Origin of the sequence: Allobosea sp. LjRoot9 (assembly GCF_964252745.1) — a bacterium.
GTDB lineage: Bacteria > Pseudomonadota > Alphaproteobacteria > Rhizobiales > Beijerinckiaceae > Allobosea.
Map to the genome: position 1 here is coordinate 1178321 of NZ_CAXUPC020000002.1, position 18244 is coordinate 1196564.

Consider the following 18244-nt stretch of genomic DNA (forward strand, 5'->3'; position numbering starts at 1 on the left):
GAGGCGACTTGACGCAGCCATCGCTGCAAATCTGCTGCCAACCGGTCCAATCGCCCCATGTTCTGGCTTCGCTGCGGCCGGCACAGGAGCCCTATTCAGTTTCGTTTATAGGGCAGCGTGCTTTTTCGCCCTACCGAGCGCCCCGGCCCGGTGCCAGCCTGCAGTGCTCCCCACCCTTCGCTTGCAGGTTGCCATGCCCTTCGACGATGCCGCCCTCGACCGTCTGCGCCAGCGCTACGCCTCGGCTGGAGGCGGCGAGATGCATGATCCGCACTTCAAGGCGGTCGCCGACATGATCTTCCAGGGCTCGGACCGGCGCAAATGGCCGTTCGCCGACCCGGCGACCTTCCTCGACGCGCCCTTCGTGCCGGACGGTCTCTCGCCGGACAAGCTCGCGGGGCTCGATGTCGCCCTGATCGGCGTGCCGATGGATCTGGGCGTCACCAACCGCGCCGGTGCGCGATTGGGACCGCGCGCCGTGCGCGCCGTCGAGCGGATCGGACCTTACGAGCACGTCCTGCGCGTCGCGCCGCTGGGCCGGCTGCGTGTCGCCGATGTCGGCGATGTCGCGCTGAGCAGCCGCTACAGCCTGGCCGATTGCCATGCCGATATCGAGGCCTGCTACCGCATGATCGCCGGGACGACGACGATACCGCTCTCGGTCGGCGGCGATCATTCGATCACCGGCTCGATCCTGAAGGGGCTGGGTGCCAAACGTCCGGTCGGCATGATCCATATCGACGCGCATTGCGACACGGCCGGCCCCTATGAAGGTTCGAAATTCCATCACGGCGGCCCGTTCCGGGAGGCGGTCCTGGCCGGGGTGCTCGACCCCACCCGGACGATCCAGATCGGGATTCGCGGCGGCGGCGAATATCTCTGGGAGTTCTCGTTCGATTCCGGAATGACCGTGATCCACGCCGAGGAGGTCGGCGCTCTGGGGCTTCCCGCCGTGATCGAGAAGGCGAAGGCCGTCGTCGGCTCCGGACCTGTCTATGTCTCCTTCGACGTCGACAGCCTCGACCCGGGCTTCGCGCCGGGCACCGGCACGCCCGAGGTCGGAGGCCTGTTGCCGCGCGAAGTGCTGGAGATCCTGCGTGGCGTCGCAGGCGTCGACATCATCGGTGGCGACGTCGTCGAGGTCGCTCCGCAATACGACCCGACCACGAATACGGCGCAGGTGGCGGCACAGGTCCTGTTCCAGCTGCTCTGCCTCGTGGCCTGCAAGGGTGCCCCTGCAAGAGCCAGATAGCCGCTTGCGCCAATCTGGACTGATCGGGTGGATCGAGACGGAGGCTCGCGCCGGAGCCGCCGCACCCGGGACTGTCGCAATCAGGGCGCCTTCGCGTATCGGGCGAAGCCGATCTTGATGGCGACCAGCACGGGGGCTGCGACCACGAACAGCAGGGCGACTGCGTTGAACGCAGTGTCGAAGGCAATCACGGTGGACTGACCTGTCACGGCACGGCCTAGAAGGCTCGTCGCTGCCCGGCCGGCCGCCGCCACATCCATACCCTTCGCCGTCAACATCGCTGCCATGGCCGTCAATCGCTCGATGACGGCAGGCTTCCCTGCGGCAACATTGGCGCCGAGCACCGCGACATTGGCGACGGTGTGGTGGTCGATCAGCGTCTGCAGAGCCGCGACGCCCATGAGGCCGCCGAGCTGGCGGCCGGTATTGAAAAGCCCGATTCCGCCAGCAAGCTTCCGGTCGTCGAGATTGCTGAATGCGATCAGCGTGATCGACAGAAACAGGAGGCCGAGGCCCAGGCCGCGCAACAGCACCCCCGCCATCATATCGTCGGCTCCGCTCTCGTTGGTCGAACCGGACAGCAGCCACATCGCGGCCATCAGGGTCAGGATGCCGAAGGGCACCGTGGCGAAGGGTGGCAAGCGGCGGAACTGCACGAGCAGGGCAACAAGGAGGAGCGCACCGACAAAAGGCACGCCGCTCGGCAGCAGGAGGTGCCCCGCCTCCGTCGGCGTGAACGCGAGAACCGACACCGCGAACGACGGAATCAGGAACGCGCTGCCCGATAGGGCGGCGCCGGCGACGAAGCTGACGATGAAGGCGAAGGAAAAATCATTTGGGCCGAACACGGTGAAGTCGAGCAGGCCCTGGCCCCTGGCCATCGCCTGCTGGCCGAGAAAAACCAGCAGAGCGGTCGCGCCGATCCCTGTCAGCCACAGAATGCGCGGCTCCTCGAACCAGTCCCAGCGGCTGCCCTGCGTGAAAACGTAGCTGAGGCAGAAAAACGCGACTGAGATCAGCGAGAAGCCGACCCAGTCGAATGGGCGGGGCGCGCCCTTGGCGGGCATCGGACCCTCCGCCATCAGCAGAAGCCCTGCAGCCGTGAGGGCCAGCGGCGCGATGCCGAAGAAGATCCAGGTCCAGGATTGCGCGTCGAGCAGCCAGCCCTGAAGCGCCGGAGCGAGTGTCCCGGGCGCGACGACGGCTCCCATCGCGAACAGCGCCTGGAGCAGAGGCTGGTGCGAGCGCGGAAAGCGCAGGAAAATGATCGCCTGGCCTGCAACGAGCAGGGCGCCGCCGGAGAAACCCTGGACGATCCGAAGCGCGATCAGCAGGTCGAGCCGGGCCGTCATCGCGGCGATCCCGGATGCCAGGCCCATGGCCAGGGTCGAGGCGACGAGCACGCTGCGCGGATCGAGGCGGCTCATCAGCCAGGGCGTGGTCATGAAGCCGATGAGCTTGAGCGCGGTGTATCCGACGTCGAGCCAGGCGAACTCGTCGGGCGTCGCGGAGGTGTCGCCGAGGATGTCGCCACGCCCGAGCGACAGGACGGTGCCGGCGATCGCCTCGGTCAAGGCGGCGAGCACGATGCCGGCGAGGAGAAGGGGGCCGGCCGCAGTGCTGCTGCGGCCCGGCACGGCGGTGGTGGCCATGGTCATGAGCTGCCTCCCGGAGCGATCTCGACACGCGCGGACAGGCCGGGCACGAGGCGGCCGGGCAAGGGATTGCCGACGAACCGGATCTTCACCGGAACGCGCTGGACGACGCGGACGAAATTCCCTGTCGCATTATCGGCCGGAAGCAGGCTGAAGGCGGAGCCGCTGCCGGGCGCGAAGCTGTCGACCACGCCCCGGAGCGCCTCGCTCGGATAGCCGTCGACGGTAATGCGGACGTGCTGGCCGGGCCGGATCTGCTCAAGCTGGGTTTCCTTGAAATTCGCCACGACCCAGACGTCGTCGATGGGAACGATGTCGAGCAGCGAGCTCCCCGGCGCGACCAGCCGGCCGATCCGAACCTGGCGGTTGCCGATGATGCCTCCGACGGGGGCGCGCACGACGGTGCTGTCGAGATCGATCTGGGACAGATCGCGCGCTGCCTGCGCCTGCGCCACGGCGGCAATGGCAGCTTCGCGCTGCGTGGTCAGGACTGCGATGCGCTGCTGTTGCGCCTCGATCGTCGCCGAGACCGCCGACAGGTTCGCCTCGGCCCGCGAGCGCGCGGCGTCGCTTTCGTCGAGCAGGGCCTGGCTCACCGCATTGCTGCGAATGAGCTCGCGACGCCGGCCCTGCGCCCGCGTCGCGAGGGTCAACTCGGCGATCGCGGCCTGCTTCTGGGCTTCGGCCTGCCTGACCAAAGCGTGCTGGAGCTTGGTTTCGGCGTCGACATTGGTGACGCGCGCCTGCGCGGCCTCGACGTTGGCGACAGCCTGCGCGAGCTTCGCGCGATAGTCGGAATCGTCGATCCGGAACAGGATGTCTCCGGCCCGGACGGCCTGATTGTCCTCGATCTCGACCGCCGTGACGTAACCGGCGATCTTCGGCGCAAGCGAGGTCACGTCGCCGCGGAGATAGGCATTGTCGGTCGCCTCGCCACCGGAACGGGCTTTGGCCCATCCCGCGGCCGCTGCCGCCACGGCGCCGAGGCACAGCAGCAGCCCGATCAGCTTTCTCTTGCCTGGCCGCGCTGCCGGGGCGGCGTTCCCCGAGCCTTCGCCTTCGATGATGCTCTTCTCTTCCAGGGGGTCCATGGTCCTGTTCCCGTTGAATGCCGATGGCTGCGATCAGCGCCCGGCGACGGAGAGCCCGTCGCCGGGCGAGCTCTCCTTGCTGGTCAGCTTCTGGCCTGCTGCGCCTTCGACTGGGCGAGCCAGTCCTCGAAGCGGATCACGCCCATGCGCGGATTCGCGCCCGGCGTGAGCGAGCGATCGGAGAGGACGGCGCCGTAATAGCGCGCGTGGATATCCGGAACGACCTTGCGCGGATCCTGCGTCGCTCGCAGGAAGCGCCGGACCAGCTCGTCAAGCGGCATGGCTTCGGGACCGGCGACCTCGACCGTGCCATTGACTGGCGGGGCGAGCGCGACATCGACGAGCGCCGCCGCGACGTCGCTCGACGCCATCGGCTGGATCAGGGCCGGAGACAGGCGAAGCTCCTCGCCGACGGTGGCCGACTGGGCGATGGCGCCGACGAACTCGAAGAACTGCGTGGCACGCAGGATGGTGTAGGGGATGCCCGACGCCTTGATCAGGTTCTCCTGGGCGACCTTCGCCCGGAAATAGCCGTTGTCGGGAAGCCGTTCGCTGCCGACGATCGAGAGGGCGACATGGTGGCGTACGCCGGCAGCCGCTTCCGCGGCGAGCAGGTTGCGGCCCGAGGTCTCGAAGAAGTCGAGGACGGCCTTGTCTTCCCAGACCGGCGCGTTCGCCACGTCGACGACGACGTCGGCGCCATCGAGCGCTTCTGCCAGACCCTCGCGGGTGATGGTGTTCACGCCAGTGCTTGGCGCAGCCGCGAACACCTGATGGCCGCGCGCACCGAGAGTCTGCACGAGCTTCGATCCAATGAGGCCGGTGCCACCGATGACGACGATCTTCATGGGCTTTCTCCGTTTCTCTCGACCGCAACCATTGCCGTCGACATGATCTGAGAGTGCCCGGCCGCTTGCGGGAAGTCCTTGCGGCGGGCTTGAATTGCCCTCCAAGGAAGCTTGCTTTCTTGTCCAAGACGGCGCCTTGCGGCAGAAGGACGAACCAGGGCGCTGTCAGTCTCGGACTATTCCCGACCAACCGCCTCGGTCAGCGAAACGACGGCATTCGGCAAGGGACGACCGACGTGCAATTCGCGTTTGGAGATTATGTGCTCGATCCCGAGCGCCGGGAGCTGACCCTGCGCGCACAGGTCGTGACCATCGGGCCGCAGGTCTTCGACCTGCTGCTGCATCTGATTGGGAACCGCGACCGGGTCGTCAGCAAGGACGAGCTGCTGCAGGCGGTGTGGGGCGGCCGGATCGTCTCCGAATCCACGATCACCAGTCACATCAACGCCGTCAGGAAGGCCATCGGCGACAATGGCGACGAGCAGCGCCTGGTCCGGACGATCGCCCGCAAGGGTTTCCGCTTCGTCGGCGAAGTCGAGCAGGCCGGGGACGCGCGACAGCCGATCGGATCAGGCGTCCTCGAACGGGCCGCGAGCCAGTCGACGGAACTGCGCTCAGTGCCGCTCTCGGCGGACAAGCCCTCCATCACCGTCCTGCCGTTCCAGAACCTGAGCGGCGATCCCGAACAGGAGTATTTCGCCGACGGCGTGGTGGAGGATATCATCGCCGCCCTGTCCCGCATCCGCTGGCTGTTCGTCATCGCGCGCAATTCAAGCTTCGCCTTCAAGGGCCAGGCCGTGGATGTGAAGGAGATCGGCCGGGAGCTCGGCGTGCGCTACGTCCTGGAAGGCAGCGTCCGCAAATCCGGGAACAAGGTGCGCATCACCGGGCAGCTCATCGATGCCACCACCGGGACGCATCTCTGGGCGGAGCGTTTCGAGGGCTTGCTCGATGACATTTTCGAATTGCAGGACCGGATCGCCGAAAGCGTCGTCGGCGCGATCGCACCGCAGCTTGAACGAGCGGAAATCGAACGCGCCAAGCGCAAGCCGACGGAGAGCCTCGACGCCTACGATTATTACCTGCGTGGCACGGCGAAGCTGCATTCCGGCACCAGCGACGCCATCGAGGCGGCGCTGCCGCTCTTCTACAAGGCCATCGAGCTCGATCCGGACTTCGCCTCGGCCTATGGCATGGCGGCCTGGTGCTATGTGTGGCGCAAGGTGAATGGCTGGATGGTCGATCATCCCCGGGAAATCACTGAGGGCATACGGCTGGCGCGGCTGGCGGTCGAGCTCGGCCGGGACGATGCGGTCGCCCTGACGCGGGCCGGACATGCGCTCGGCCATTTCACTGGTGATCTCGATGGCGGTATCGCGCTCATCGACAGGGCGGTGCTCCTCAATCCGAACCTCGCCCCCGCCTGGTTCCTCGGCGGCTTCCTGCGCGCCCTCAACGGCGAACCGGCTTCAGCTCTCGAGCATTTCGCGCACGCCGCCCGCCTGAGCCCGCTGGATCCCGAAATGTTCAGGGTGCAGCTTGGAATGGCGCTGGCGCATTTCTTCGCGGGACACTTCGATTCCGCCGTGGCCTGGGCCGAGAAAGCCGCCGGGAATCTCCCCAGCCTCCTCGTCGCCGCCGCATTGATGGCAGCCAGTCACGCGCTCGCCGGGCGCCCCGACGAAGCGAGGCGGGCCATGGAACGCCTGCATGCGCTCGATCCATCCATGCGCATCGCCAAACTCAGGGACTGGCTTCCGATCCATCGCCCGGACGACCTGGCGCGCTTCGCGGACGGATTGCGGCTCGCTGGACTGCTCGAGTGACGCAGACCATTGCCGTGTTCATCTGAATGCAGCTCCTTATTTTATCGCCTTGTCTTCACGCGAACCGGTACCCGCTTCGCTCGAAAATGCTCCAGGCGTTCCAGCGGCCGTGGCCGGAAGCAGGCCGGGCACTGCCGCGATCACCTCGGCCCATTGCGCATAGCCTGCTGCATTCAGATGGATGCCGTCAGCGTCATAGAAGCGCCCGATCGGCCGCCCATGCCGTCCGAGCAGACAGCTCGACACGTCGATGAAGACGCCATCGCTGCCCTTCGCGCAGCTCTCGGCTCGCATCGCATTGAACGCCCTGAATTCGTCGGCATAGATCCAGCGGGCGGGGCTGTGCTTGATCGAGAGATGGTAGATTGGAACAGCCCCGAAAACCTCGCGAATGCGCCGTGTCAGCCTTTGGGCTCCCGCGAAGGCGGAGTTTGCATCGAGGCCGTCATTGGCGATGTCGTTCTCGCCGAAATAAAGGACGATGCTCGCGGGCTCGACGAGGCCGAGCAAGCTGTCGAAATAGCGCAGGCCACTTTCGACCGTGCCGCCGCCGAAGCCGAGATTGGCCAGATCGAGACAATCGAGGTCCTCGGCCATGCGGTGCCAATAACGAAACGAAGAGGAACCGAAGAAGACCGCGGGCCTGCTCGCAAAGCGCCGGCGCAGCACCTGCCCGCGTATCGCGAAGACGTCGTCGTCATAGCGGCTGGTCGTCCATTCCCCCTCGGAAGCCGGCAGCGCTGTCTGGAAGATCTCGGATTGTCCGTTCACGGATGAGCCTCGCGGGCAAGGATGTCAGGCGAAAGGCGTGGTCCAGCGGTGAGCAGGATCACCATGAGGCCGCGGAGGGCTTGTGGTGACAGCACCGCCTTCGTCATGACGCCCTCCGCGCGGAGAGGCGGGGGTCGATGCGCTCGCGCAGCACATCGCCGAGCAGGTTGACCGCCAGCACGAGCAGCGACAGGAAAAGCCCGGGAAAGGCAATGATCCAGGGCGCGACACGGAAGAACTGGCGCCCACCGGCCATGACATTGCCCCAGCTCGGAAGATCCGGCGAAATGCCGACGCCGAGAAAGCTGAGAACCGCCTCGGCGAGAATGGCCGAGGCGCAGATGAAGGTCGCCTGCACCACCAGCGCTTCCGTCGCATTGGGCAGGATGTGCCGGAACAGGACCCTCGGCGTGCTGGAACCGATCGAGACCGCCGCGTCGACATAGGGCATCTCGCGCAGGCTGAGCACGACGCTGCGCATCAGCCGGGCGGTGCGGGGAATCTCGGGCACGCTGATCGCGATCATCACGGTGACGAGACCGCTGCCGAGCAGGGAGGCGAGCGCGATGGCCAGCAGCACGCCGGGGATCGCCATGAAGCCGTCCATGATGCGCATGATCACGGTATCGACCGTGCGGACATAACCCGCCAGCAATCCGATCGCGCCGCCTGCGGCAAGCGTCAGAGCGGAGACACCGAGCCCGACGAGGAGCGAGGTGCGCGCGCCGGACAAGGTGCGCACGAAAATGTCGCGACCGAGATTATCCGTGCCGAACCAGTGAATGGCGCCTGGCGGCTGCAGCGCCTCGGCCATGTTGAGATCGCTGCTGTAACCGAGGATGGGCGGCGCCAGGAGCGCGCAAGCCAGCACGATCCCGACCACGGCGAGGTTGAAGCCGAGCGCAAGCGTCGATGCGCTCAAGGGGCGGCGCCGGGCGACCATCGTCGTCGCGCTCATCACCGTTCTCCCTGCCGGATGCGCGGATCGAACAGCGCATAGCTGAGATCGACCAGGACGTTGACGAGGACGAGGACGAAAGCGAACGCCAGCATCACGCCCTGCACGACCGGATAGTCGCGCGCGAGAATGGCATCGACCGTCAGGCGCCCGATGCCAGGAATGTTGAAGACGGACTCGGTCACGACCACGCCGCCGAGAAGGGCCGCGAAGGAGGTGCCGACCACCGTCACCACGGGGACGCCGATATTCTTCAGGGCGTGCACGGTGAGGATACGCCCGTCGGGCACGCCCTTGGCCCGTGCCGTGCGGATATAGTCCTCCGACAGGACATTGAGCATCGTCGCCCGGGTGATGCGGGCGACCAGCGCCGCAAACAGGAAGGTCAGCGCTACCGTGGGCAGCGTCAGGCTGCGCAGGGTGTTCCATGCGCCGCTCGCCAGGGGCCGGTAACCCTGCACCGGCAGCCAGCCGAGCTCGATCGCGAAGAGCTGGATCAAGGCATAGCCGACGACGAAGACCGGAACCGAGAAGCCCGCGACCGACAGACCCATGACGAGATAATCAGTCGCCCGGCCAAGCCGTCGCGCCGCGAAGACGCCGGCGGGAACCGCGACCAGGACCGAGAGCAGGCTCGTCGTCAGAGCCAGCATCAATGTCGGCTCCGCCCGCTGCAGGATCATCGTCGAAATCTGCCGTCCCGAATAGACGGAGACGCCGAGGTCGAACTGCGCGAGCTGGCGCAGGTAGATCAGGAACTGGATCGGCAAGGGCTGGTCGAGATGCAGGCGCTGGCGGATCTGCATGATCTGCTCGGGGCTGGCATTGTCGCCCGCCATCGCCGCCGCCGGATCGCCGGGCCCGATATGCAGGAGCAGGAAGACGATCGCCAGCACCGTCAGCATGACGGGCACCGTCGCCAGAAGCCGCGAGAAGAGGTAACGGGCCATGAAAGGGTCCTGCGCGCGGCTCAGTCGGATTTGCGCGCGTTCCAATAGGTCAGCGTCGCTCCCGGAACGAAGCCGGAGACGGTTTTGCGCCATGCCGAGAGATCGTTGTACTGGCCGAGCGGGATATAGGTGACGATCTCGTTTGCCCTGGCCTGCATCTCGACCGCGGCGGTCTTGCGCGCGGCATCGTCGCCCGCCTTCAGGAAGGCCTGCCAGAGATCCTGCAGCGGCTTGTCGCAAGGCCAGCCGATGAACGCCTTCTCGCAGGCGCCGGTGACATAGGGGTTCGTCAGCGGGTCCATCAGGGCATCACCGGCGAAGCCCGTGATGAACACGTTCCAGCCGCCCTGCTTCGGGGAGGCCTTGCTGGCGCGGCGGGTGAACATCGTCGCCGTGTCCATCTGCACGTCCTCGACCACGAAACCGGCCTTGCGCATGGAACTCACCATGACCGTGCCGACATCGCGCTGAGCCTTCAGATCCATGGGATGGAGATAGACGATCGGCGTCCCGTCATAGCCCGCCTCCTTCAGCAGGGCCTTGGCCTTCTCGAAGTCCTGCTTCATGAACCGCTCGCTGCCGATAGCGGTCTCATAAGGGCTGCCGCACATGAACAGCGCGGGACAGAGCTGATAGAGATCTTTGCGGTTGCCGAAGAGGGCCTGCATGGAATCCGACTGGCTGATCGCATATTGCAGCGCCTGCCTGATCTTGATGTTGTCCATCGGCGGCTGCGTGTGGTTGATCACCACCTGGAGGTTCTTGCCGAGGACAGGCGCCTTCTCGACCTTGATCGACTTGTCCTTCTCCAGCACCGGCAGCATCTCAGGGGGCAATTCGGCGACATAGTCGATCTCGCCCGCCAAGAGCGCGTTGACCGCGCTCAGATCGTCGCTGAACTGGATGCGTTCGATGCGGTCGACACCGGCGATCTTGCCGCCGGCCAGCCCGCTCGGCGCTTCGCTGCGCGGCTTGTAGTCCGGGTTCTTCGCGAGGACGAATTTCACGCCGGGAATCCAGTCCTCCGGCATCAGCTTGAAGGGTCCCGAACCGACGAACTCCTTGAGCTCGGTGGTTGCCGGCGTCTTCGCCAACCGCTCCGGCATGATGAACAGCGGATAGGCCGTCATCCGGGCAAAGCCGTCGAGAATCCGCGCGAAGGGTTCCTTCAGCCGCACCTCGAATGTCGCGGGATCGACCGCCTTGATCGCCTCGAGCCGCTTTTCGAGCTCGGCGCCGAGGCTGTCCTTTTTCATCCAGCGCTCGATCGAGGCGATGCAGTCCGCGCTCGTGACGGGCTTGCCGTCGTGGAACTTCAGCCCGTCGCGCAGCTTGAACAGATAGGTCCGGCCATCCTGCGAGCGCGTGTAGCCATCGACCATCTGCGGCTGGACCTGGTAGTTCCCGTCCAGCGAAAACAGCGTGTCGTAGATGAGATAGGCCATGTCCCGGGTCGGATAGGACGAGGTGAAGAGCGCATCGAGCTGCTTGATGTCGCCCGTGTTCTTGATGCGCAGGACCGTTTCGGCCTGCGCGGGGGCGCGTGCCCCTGCTGCGAGCACGAGCGACCCGGCCAGCCCTGCTGCGATGACAGCGGCTCTCAACATGGTTTCCTCCCAGCGTTTCCGTAACGTCGACCCGATCTGCGCCGGGCTTGTCGTTGGCCAGCGAACCTAGCGAAGCGCCATCCCTGCACCTAGTCCCGCGCCTGCGATTCAGATATAAAAAACTGTTATATCCAACCGGTCGAGGCGGGCGTGAAACTGCGGCAGCTCAAGAATTTCCTGCTGATCGCGGAGACCGGCAATCTGCTGCGCGCCGCAGCCCATCTCGGCGTGGCACAGCCCGCGCTCAGCCGGGACCTGAAGCTGCTCGAGGAAGAGCTTTCGACACGCCTCTTTGTCCGCGACGGACGCGGCGTCAGCCTGACCCGGGATGGCGCAACCTTTCGGGCCGCGATCGCCTCGCATGTCGCGGGGCTGGACGCGGCGAAGCAGGCGCTGATCGGGCGCCGGAACGGAACCGCCGGATCGATCCGCCTGGGCTGGACGGGCACGATCAGCATTCCGCTTGCGTCACGGGTCATCTCGGCGTTCACGCAGCGCTTTCCCGGTGTGGAGCTCCATGCGCGCGGCGGGTCCAGCTTGCAGATCGCCGAATGGCTGGCGCGCGACGAGATCGACATCGGGGTTTTCAACTCCGAGCGCGCCGCATCCGGTTCCCTCGTCGAGACCCTGATGAGCGCGCGGCTGTTCCATGTCGCGCGCGCCGGAGGCGAGGCCGCGCCGACGATCAGCTTCGCAGAGGCGACTGCGGCGCCCTTGTTCATGCACAGCCGCGAGAACGCGCTGGGGCGGATCGTCGAAACCTGCGCGCGCGAGCACGATATCGCCCTCAAGATCTATGCGGAGGTCGATGATTTCGTCGCCGTGCGGCCGATGATCGAAGAGGGGCATGGAGCCGCGATCGTGCCGCTGAGCCTTCTGCATGGCGGCGGCCTGGATCGCCTCGCCATCCGGCAGGTGACGGACCCCGATCTGACCCTCTATTTCCACCTCGCAGTGTCCAAGATCAAACGCAGCAACCCGACCGTTCGCGGCCTCGCCGACACGATCCGGAGCGAGCTGCGGCAAGCCATCGCGCAGGGCCATGTCGACGGCGAGTTCCGGCCTGCCTGACCCATGGACGGCAGGCAGGGTCGATCTTCCGCCGGCAAGGCGCGGAATGGCTCGTCTCATTCCGCCCCTGCCGCGACGCATCCCTCCATCACCGTGGCGATTTCGGCAGCAGACAAGGCAGACAGCTCGGCGATGAACACGATCCGCGCGCGCGGCAGACCCGGTGCCGGCGCACCTGCCGGAACCAGGGTCGCCCGACCGCCGGCGAGCTGAAACAGGAACTGCCGGCCCGGTTGCTCCACCGTCTCGAACAGCCCCTTGGCGCGGGCGAGCTTCGGGGCAAGCCGAGCGATCGCCTGTTGCAGGCGCGGCAGCGAGACCGGCTGGTCGGAGGTCCAGCTCAGGCTTTCGAACCGCTCGAAGCTTGGACGGCGGCTGCCGGGAGCGCGCGGTACGGGCGGCCGGTCCGGACTATCAGGGAAAACCAGCTCCAGCGGTACCTGGCCGTGCGGGGCCTCGATCTGGAGCACGCCCGGGCGGATCGCCGCGACGGCATCGGCAATCCGCTGCCGCTGCGCTGCATCGACGAGGTCGACCTTGCTCAGCGCCACCATAGTGGCGGCGCGAAGCTGCGCGCGCAGCAGGGGATCGTCCAGCCCTGCGGGAGACATCGTCGCATCCACCACGCACAGCACCGTCTCGAGCGGCGCCTCCTGGAAGGTCACGGGATCCAGGAGATTGCGGACGATGTCCTCGGGGTCGGCGACGCCGCTCGTTTCGATCAGGATAGCGTCCGGCCTGGGCTTGCGCCGCAGGATCATCGCCAACGTGCGCAGCAGGTCGCCCTCCAGCGAGCAGCAGATGCAGCCATTGGCCAGGCTGACGACCCCGTCGCTGGCCCCGGCGATGAGCTCGGCGTCGATATTGATGGCGCCGAAATCATTGACCACGGCGGCGATGCGCCGCCCCTCGGCATGGGCCAGGATGTGGTTCACCACCGTCGTCTTGCCGGCCCCCAGAAAGCCGGCCACGAGCAGGATCGGGACGGGCATGCCGGTTCAGGCGCCCGAGGCGACGGGCCGGCGCACGGGCTGGCCGGGGCGCGCCGCCACCTCCATGACGCCGTCACTGATCACGGCCTGCCCATTGACCAGAAGATGCTTCACGCCCTCGGCCGGGCGGTTCATTGCCGTGAATTCGGCCCGGTCGGTCAGCGTCTCGAAATCGAAGACGACGATATCGGCATCGGCGCCGCGCCGCAGCCGCCCCTTGTCGCGCATGGCAGGCGTGCTCGCCGCCAGGATCTCCGCCGGGATCAGCGTGCATTTCGCGATGCCGTCCAGCAGCGAAACCGCCTGGCGCTCGCGCACCCAGTGGCGCAGGAAGCGGGTGAAGGTGCCAGCCGAGCGCGGATGCGAGGTCGCGTCCTCGGGCAGAGGCCAGGTATCGCCGGTATAGGTCGTGGCATCCGGCAGGCTCCAGGGCATGGCGTCGGAGGCGATCGCGCCGCCGGGATAGAGCACGGAGAGATCGAGCATGCGGCGGTGCTGTTCGTTGTTCTCGGTGTCGAGGATGTGCCAGAGCACCAGCGTGGAGGGCTCCTCGGCCTGCGCCGCCAGGAGCTCCTGGCGGTCGCGGAAGCGGCGCCCATCGGCGACGCGCTGCACGGAATCATAGCCGGTGCCGTTGCGCGTCTCGAATTCGGGATCGCTGAAGAAGGCGGCCGCCAGCACGGTGGAGCCGGTGCCATAGGGATAGGCCTCGACCGTGATCGGCAGGCCCTGTGCCTGCGCCTTCATCACCAGCTCGGCGCAGCGTTCCACATCGGTTTTGCTGGAGCTGTTGAAATGGCAGATATGCATGTGCGCGCCGGTCGCGCCGGCATAGCCGATCAGGCGGATATAGGCCTCGACGGCACTTTTCGGGTCGATGCGCGACATATAGGCGATGTGGGTGAATGTCGGCACGCCCTGCGCCGCCGCGAGCTGGCAGACCGCCGTCAATTCCTGCACGCCGGCGCCCGGCGCATAGGCATTCAGAATGCCGATGCCGATGCCGCCCTCGTCCAGGCCCTGCGCGATGCGCGCGATGATCCCGGCCTGCTCGCCGTCGCTGGCGATATTGTCCATCCAGCGCGGGTCGCGCATGGCGCGGCCGAACGCCTCCAGCGACGATTCCTCGTTGATGCCGACCATGGCGCCGATCCGGGCGAAGGCCCAGTTGGTGGAGGCGCCATAGTTCAGGATCCGCCCCTGCTCGGCCTGGCGCCGATACCAGGAGGCGACCGGCATCACGCCGGCTTCCAGATCCAGCGTCGTGGTGACGCCGTCGAAGGCCTGCATGCGGTCGGCAGGGATGGACTGGCCATGCGCGTGCAGGTCGATGAAGCCGGGCGCGACGACCAGCCCCGTCGCGTCGATGACCCGTTCGGCCTCGCCGAGCCCGGTTCCAACAGCGGCGATCTTGCCGTCGAGCAGCGCTATCTCGGCCACCGCATCGATCCCGCTTTCAGGATCCACCACCCGGCCGCCCCGGATCACCAAACCGCTCATTTCGCCGCTCCGCATGCCAAAACCCTGCGCCTCGGGCCGGTGTCGCCCTCAGGCGACGCATTCGACCGGCCACGGGCGAACAGGGCCGGCAGTAGAGGCAGATTCTCCGGCGACCGCAATCGGCTGGCGACGCATGACATGGCCGCGGATTTGCTTTCGCAGCGTGACGCAGCAGCGCTCACGCTGACGAGGCTGGCCTCATGGCCAACAGTTCAGCCGCTTTGGGCACATGCCGCAGGAATCAGGAGCACAGATCAGCATGAAACGCCGTCACTTCCTTCTGGGCGCAGGCGCCGCCCTGGCCGGCAGCCGCCTCGCGGCTCCCAGCATCGTCCGAGCGCAGGACGCCAAGGTGCTTCGCTTCGTGCCCCAGGCCGACCTGCCCAATCTCGACGCCGTCGCCGGCACGCAGCTTGTGGTGCGCAATGCGAGCCTCTTGGTCTTCGACATGCTCTACGGCATCGGCGCCGACCTCACCCCGAAGCCGCAGATGTGCGAGGGCCATGAGGTCTCGGCCGACGGCAAGACCTGGACGCTGAAGCTGCGCGACGGCTTGAAGTTCCACGATGGCGAGCCGGTGCTGACCAGGGACGTCATCGCCAGCATCAACCGCTGGATGCCGCGCGACGGCATGGGACAGATGATCCAGTCCCGGCTCGATGCACTGGAGGCGGTCGATGACCGCAGCTTCCGCTTCCGCCTGAAAGCGCCGTTCCCGAAGCTGCTTTACGCGCTTGGCAAGAGCAACACCCCGCTGCTGGTGATCATGCCGGAACGGATCGCCAGGACCGACCCCTTTACCCAGATCAAGGAATATGTCGGCTCCGGCCCGATGGCCTTCAAGCGCGACGAATGGGTCTCGGGTTCACGCGCCGTCTTCCAGCGCTTTGCCGGCTATCAACCGCGGCAGGAGAAGAGCGATTGGCTCGCCGGCGGCAAGATCATGAAGCTCGACCGCGTGGAATGGATGACCATGCCCGACCCCGGCACGGCCGCGAGCGCGCTCCAGAACGGCGAGATCGACTGGTGGGAGAACCCGATCGCAGATCTCGTTCCGCTGCTGGCCAAGAACCGCGCCATCAAGGTCGGCATTGCCGATCCGCTGGGCAATGTCGGCGCCATGCGCATCAACCACCTGCTGCCGCCCTTCAACAACAAGCTCTGCCGCCAGGCACTGCAATGGGCCGTCAGCCAGGCCGACTATATGCAGGCCATCGCCGGCGAGGACACCGCGCTGTGGAAGGAGATGCCGAGCTTCTTCACGCCCGGCACGCCGCTCTATACCGAGGCCGGCGCCGAGCGCCTGAAGGGTCCGCGCCAATACGACAAGGCGAAGGAGCTGCTGAAGCAGGGCGGCTATAACGGCGAGAAGGTGGTGATGCTGGTCGCGGCCGATGTGCCGATCACCAAGGCCCAGGGCGACGTCACCGCCGACATGCTCGGCCGCATCGGCGTCAATGTCGACTACCAGTCGCTGGACTGGGGCACGGTCGGCTCGCGCCGCACCAGCAAGAAAGCGGTCACCGAGGGCGGCTGGAACATCTTCTTCAGCTGGCATTCCGGCGTCGATTGCATCAACCCCGCCCCTTACAAGGGCGTCAGCGCCAGCGGCGACAAGGCCTGGTTCGGCTGGCCGAGTAATGACGAGGTCGAGCGGAACATCGCGGCCTGGTACGATGCGCCCGACCTCGCCGCCGAGAAGACGGCGATCGAGGCGGTCAATCGCGCCGGCATGGACGATGTCACCTTCGTGCCGACCGGCTTCTTCCTCGGCCATTCCGCCTGGCGCAATGCGCTCTCGGGCGTGGCGCAGGCACCGTTTCCGCTGTTCTGGGACGTCAGCAAGAGCTGAGCAGCAAGGGCTGAGCAGAACCTCTTGCCAGATCTCCGTTCCGGAGCCGGGATTTCGTGTCCGCGGTCTCCGGAATGGACGCCTCTGCAACGCGAAGCAGCTGCTTCCGTTCAGGCGACGCTGTCTGCCTCTTGCCGATAGCCGAGCCGCTCGCTGATCTGCCGGCAGGCCTGCTTCAGCATCATGACGAGCTCGTGGCTGCGGGCGTGGTAGCGCATCGTCACCACGCCCAGATTGAGCGCCGCCACGACGCTGCCGTCCCGGCCGTGGATCGGCGCGGCGAGGCCTGTCGAGCCGGTGACATGCTCTTCGTCGCAGACGGAAACGCCCTCCGCGCGTATCCTCACGAAGAGAGCGCGGATCGCCTCGGGATCGGTCACGGTCTTCGGCGTTCGCGCGATCAGGGGAACGCGCGCCAGATAGGCATTGGCGAGGCCGGCCTCCCAATGCGCCAGCAGCAACCTGCCGGTCGCGGTGCAGTAGGAATCGCTCTGGCCATCGAGATCGACATCGAAACGGATGGCCTGGCGGCTCACGCATTTCGCCAGCCGCTTCGATTCACCCCGGGTGGTGCGCACGGCCAGGACGACGGTCTCGCCGGACATGTCGCGCAACCGCTCCATGATCGGATGCGCGGCGGAGAGCAGCCTTGCCTCATGGGCGCGGGTCGCGGAGCGATGGCGGCTGGCGTGAACCAGCACATAGCGTTCGGTGGAATCCTGGATGGCGTAGCCGCGGGACACCAGGGTCTGGGCGAGCGCATGGGCGCTGCTTTTGGGGAAGCCCAGCGCGGCGACGATCTCCTTGAGTTTCACCGGCTCAGCGCAGCCCGCGAGATACTCCAAGAGATCGAGGATCCGGGCCGCCGACTTCACTTCAGTATTCATATATGTGAACCCGATCCTGCTTGTCGAACAAATTAGCCGACGATACGCTCCCCTTCAATCCTGATGAATTCAACACGTTCACGCGGCAACACTTGCAAGCGGCAACACCTGCAAGCGGAGTGAATTCAGCGCATGACGGCAGCGAGCGAAAGATCAGTGGCGATCGTGACCGGTGGCGCGCGCGGCATCGGCCGGGCTTGCGCCAAGGCGCTCGCCGGAGCCGGCTTCGACATCGCGCTCGTCGATCTGCTGCGACCGGAGCTTGACCGAACCGCCGGCGAAATCCGCGGGCTTGGCCGAGAGGTCCTGACCTTCGAGGCGGATGTCTCCTCTTTCGCGGATGCACAGCGCATCGCCACGGAGATCGTCGCGGAATTCGGCCGCATCGACGTGCTGCTGAACAATGCCGGCCGCTCGATGGCCAAGGGCATCCTCGAGATCACGGAAGACGAGTTCGACCGCACCATCGCGATCAATCTGAAGAGCTGCTTCAACTATGTCCGCGCGGTCGCCCCGGCCATGCTGGCGCAGGGCGGCGGCCGCATCGTCTCGATGTCGTCGCTCAACGCGCATTCCGGCGGTGTCACCGCAGCCGTCAGCCGCTTCGCCTATGCCTCGGCGAAGGCCGGCATCATCGGCATGACCAAGGCCCTGGCCAAGGAGCTGGGGCCGACGATCCTCGTCAATGCGATCTGCCCGGGCGTGATCGAGACCGAACTGGGCAATGTGCTGACGCGCGAGCGCGGCGCCGCCATCGCCGCAAATGGCATCGCGCTGCATCGCCTCGGCACCCCGGAGGATGTCGCGCAGCTCGTGCTGTTCCTGGCCGCCTCAAAACCCTGCTTCATCACGGGCCAGGCGATCACCATCGACGGCTTCCAGTATCAATGGTGAGCGCCCGCCAATGACCTTCTCCATCCGAAGCGAGCCCCGGATCTGGCCCGGGGATGTCCGACGCAACACGGCCGATGCTGCTCACGCCGG

15 protein-coding genes are annotated in these 18244 nt (G+C 66.4%); 5 read left to right on the plus strand and 10 right to left on the minus strand.

Translation table 11 applies throughout. The features are described 5' to 3' along the window. Window positions 1-193: 193 nt before the first annotated feature. A complete protein-coding gene (locus tag ACSQ3P_RS14135; RefSeq protein ID WP_436166138.1) occupies window positions 194-1252 on the plus strand; it encodes an agmatinase in 1059 nt (352 codons plus the stop codon). 80 nt (window positions 1253-1332) lie between these two features. Here ACSQ3P_RS14135 and ACSQ3P_RS14140 read toward each other — a convergent pair whose 3' ends face one another. From ACSQ3P_RS14140 to ACSQ3P_RS14150, 3 genes are all read right to left on the minus strand, one after another. Beyond that, on the minus strand, window positions 1333-2910 hold the full coding sequence (locus ACSQ3P_RS14140; protein ID WP_436166139.1) for an MFS transporter: 1578 nt from the start codon (window positions 2908-2910) through the stop codon (window positions 1333-1335). Next, complete coding sequence (locus tag ACSQ3P_RS14145; RefSeq protein WP_436166140.1) at window positions 2907-3998, minus strand: HlyD family secretion protein; 1092 nt, start codon at window positions 3996-3998, stop codon at window positions 2907-2909. The genes ACSQ3P_RS14140 and ACSQ3P_RS14145 overlap by 4 nt, the downstream gene beginning before the upstream one ends. Window positions 3999-4081: 83 nt before the next feature. After that, window positions 4082-4846, minus strand: coding sequence for an SDR family oxidoreductase (locus tag ACSQ3P_RS14150; RefSeq protein WP_436166141.1), 765 nt, complete (start codon window positions 4844-4846; stop codon window positions 4082-4084). 236 nt (window positions 4847-5082) lie between these two features. On the opposite strand from ACSQ3P_RS14150, the gene ACSQ3P_RS14155 reads away from it, so the two are divergent. After that, the gene (locus tag ACSQ3P_RS14155; RefSeq protein ID WP_436166142.1) at window positions 5083-6672 is read left to right on the plus strand and encodes a winged helix-turn-helix domain-containing tetratricopeptide repeat protein; all 1590 of its coding nucleotides are present in this window, start codon (window positions 5083-5085) and stop codon (window positions 6670-6672) included. A 36-nt stretch (window positions 6673-6708) separates the two neighbouring features. On the opposite strand, the gene ACSQ3P_RS14160 is transcribed toward ACSQ3P_RS14155, so the two are convergent. The 4 genes from ACSQ3P_RS14160 to ACSQ3P_RS14175 all read right to left on the minus strand — a co-directional run bounded on the left by ACSQ3P_RS14160 (window position 6709) and on the right by ACSQ3P_RS14175 (window position 10958). After that, window positions 6709-7443 (minus strand): GDSL-type esterase/lipase family protein, encoded by a 735-nt coding sequence (locus ACSQ3P_RS14160; RefSeq protein ID WP_436166143.1) that lies wholly within the window; start codon window positions 7441-7443, stop codon window positions 6709-6711. A 103-nt stretch (window positions 7444-7546) separates the two neighbouring features. After that, window positions 7547-8401 (minus strand): ABC transporter permease, encoded by an 855-nt coding sequence (locus ACSQ3P_RS14165; protein ID WP_436166144.1) that lies wholly within the window; start codon window positions 8399-8401, stop codon window positions 7547-7549. Further along, complete coding sequence (locus ACSQ3P_RS14170) at window positions 8401-9351, minus strand: ABC transporter permease (RefSeq protein WP_436166145.1); 951 nt, start codon at window positions 9349-9351, stop codon at window positions 8401-8403. Before ACSQ3P_RS14170 ends, ACSQ3P_RS14165 begins: the two co-directional genes overlap by 1 nt. Window positions 9352-9371: 20 nt before the next feature. Further along, complete coding sequence (locus ACSQ3P_RS14175) at window positions 9372-10958, minus strand: ABC transporter substrate-binding protein (RefSeq protein WP_436166146.1); 1587 nt, start codon at window positions 10956-10958, stop codon at window positions 9372-9374. Window positions 10959-11108: 150 nt separating this feature from the next. Here ACSQ3P_RS14175 and ACSQ3P_RS14180 point away from each other — a divergent pair, with 150 nt between their 5' ends. Further along, window positions 11109-12029: a LysR family transcriptional regulator gene (locus ACSQ3P_RS14180; protein WP_436166147.1), complete on the plus strand. Its 921-nt coding sequence runs from the start codon at window positions 11109-11111 to the stop codon at window positions 12027-12029. A gap of 56 nt (window positions 12030-12085) precedes the next feature. On the opposite strand, the gene ACSQ3P_RS14185 is transcribed toward ACSQ3P_RS14180, so the two are convergent. Both ACSQ3P_RS14185 and ACSQ3P_RS14190 read right to left on the minus strand, forming a co-directional pair. After that, window positions 12086-13021 carry a CobW family GTP-binding protein gene (locus ACSQ3P_RS14185; protein WP_436166148.1) on the minus strand — a complete coding sequence of 312 codons (936 nt, stop codon included), beginning with the start codon at window positions 13019-13021 and terminating at the stop codon, window positions 12086-12088. Window positions 13022-13027: 6 nt separating this feature from the next. Next, a complete protein-coding gene (locus ACSQ3P_RS14190; protein WP_436166149.1) occupies window positions 13028-14521 on the minus strand; it encodes an amidohydrolase family protein in 1494 nt (497 codons plus the stop codon). Window positions 14522-14780: 259 nt separating this feature from the next. Between ACSQ3P_RS14190 and ACSQ3P_RS14195 the strand changes: the two genes are divergently transcribed. Then, entirely contained in the window at window positions 14781-16373 is a 1593-nt protein-coding gene (locus tag ACSQ3P_RS14195; RefSeq protein ID WP_436166150.1) for an ABC transporter substrate-binding protein, read from the plus strand. Window positions 16374-16483: 110 nt separating this feature from the next. On the opposite strand, the gene ACSQ3P_RS14200 is transcribed toward ACSQ3P_RS14195, so the two are convergent. Further along, complete coding sequence (locus ACSQ3P_RS14200) at window positions 16484-17260, minus strand: IclR family transcriptional regulator (protein ID WP_436166151.1); 777 nt, start codon at window positions 17258-17260, stop codon at window positions 16484-16486. 132 nt (window positions 17261-17392) lie between these two features. Here ACSQ3P_RS14200 and ACSQ3P_RS14205 point away from each other — a divergent pair, with 132 nt between their 5' ends. After that, entirely contained in the window at window positions 17393-18154 is a 762-nt protein-coding gene (locus tag ACSQ3P_RS14205) for an SDR family NAD(P)-dependent oxidoreductase (RefSeq protein WP_436166152.1), read from the plus strand. The last annotated feature ends 90 nt before the right edge of the window (window positions 18155-18244 follow it).